This window comes from Desulfovibrio sp. DV (assembly GCF_001936595.1).
In the GTDB taxonomy this organism is placed as follows: Bacteria; Desulfobacterota; Desulfovibrionia; order Desulfovibrionales; family Desulfovibrionaceae; genus Solidesulfovibrio.
The window spans coordinates 1-1,253 of the sequence record NZ_MLBG01000196.1; the positions used below are offsets into that span (position 1 = coordinate 1).

Genomic DNA, 1,253 nt, shown 5'->3' on the forward strand with positions numbered 1-1,253 from the left:
TCCATGAGCGTATTGAGTCTTTTTCCTCTGGAAATTAGACCTGATACGCTCTTTCCATCTAATACCCCTAAGGGCAATTCTCCAAGATAAACGTCGATATTGCCCAGGGCATTTTCGATTAATCCGACCGTGGAGTTGGCGAACGCTTCACCAATAAAACGTTGCCTCCCTTTCCAAAAAATCGTCCCATCTGTTCGAACACGCCGCGGTTCGTACCACTGAGGGTACTCAAATTCCTTGAAGCTCCCAGCATATTTCTTGGTTGATGGCTTGTACAAAGACGCAGGGACTTGTTGTCCAATGGCTTCATGAGGTCTTTCTTCGTTGTACACTTGCCGCCATTGCTCAAGTCGAATTGCCTGCTTATGTAAAGTTGCTTCTGGTGGACGCGTTGTTTCCGATTTCATGGTCCGGTGCATACGTTCATGGCTGCCATTCTCTTCTGGATGGCCAGGTCGAATGAATTCCACGCGGACACCAAGCTTCAGCCAACCAACACTCAAACGACTTAATCCCCAGGGTCCTGTCGAGCCAAAGGGTGATCCATTGTCGACTCTAATTATCTCAGGAAGATCAAATTCTTCAAATATCTTCCCAAACTCTTGCTCAGTAGGTTCGCCGCGTTGGCTGTGGAGAGGCGTACAACTCAATAAATAGCGACTATGGAGATCACTTACAGTCAGCGGATGGCATGGCATTCCATCTCTTGTGCGAAACCAGCCCTTGAAATCAACCGACCAAACATGATTCGCCCGCTCGGGTTTAGTCACACCACTTCGCCAACTTCGAATGCCCACTCGACGACTGGTCCTTCTTGGTTCTACGAGGCCAGCTCGCGAAAGAATATCACCAATTGTACTGGGAGCAGGTGGAGCCATCCCTTGTTGCAGTAGTTTGGCTGCTATCTTTCGTGGCCCCCAGGTTGGTCTTTGCCGGCGCAATACGATGACTGCATCTATGAGCCATGCCTCAGTCCTATGAGGACAGTCATGTGGGGCACGACTTTTTTCGTTAAGCGCCTCAAGACCTCCGAGCTCAAATCGGTGAAGCCATTTATATCCTGTTTTCCGGCTAATGCCGAACTGGCGACAGACAGCAGACAAGGAGCATTTGCTCTCTTGGAATTCCGAAATAAATCGGAGTCGTTCCTCCATGGGGTCCACCTTTTTCCACGGCATGGATCACCTCCGCCGTGGATCGTAAAGTGTTACCCATGTACCCAGTCAACTTGTTACCTGTGTACCCGGTTTGTA

The 1,253-nt window shown here is 49.5% G+C and carries 1 protein-coding gene and 1 pseudogene; both read right to left on the minus strand.

Translation table 11 applies throughout. The annotated features are described in order from the left end of the window. The coding region (locus DVDV_RS21940; RefSeq protein ID WP_254845499.1) for an integrase core domain-containing protein at positions 1-770 on the minus strand (770 nt) is incomplete at its 3' end. Positions 771-851: 81 nt separating this feature from the next. Then, positions 852-1,178 (minus strand): annotated as a pseudogene (locus DVDV_RS23990) (helix-turn-helix domain-containing protein); the annotation flags it as partial. Positions 1,179-1,253 lie beyond the last annotated feature (75 nt).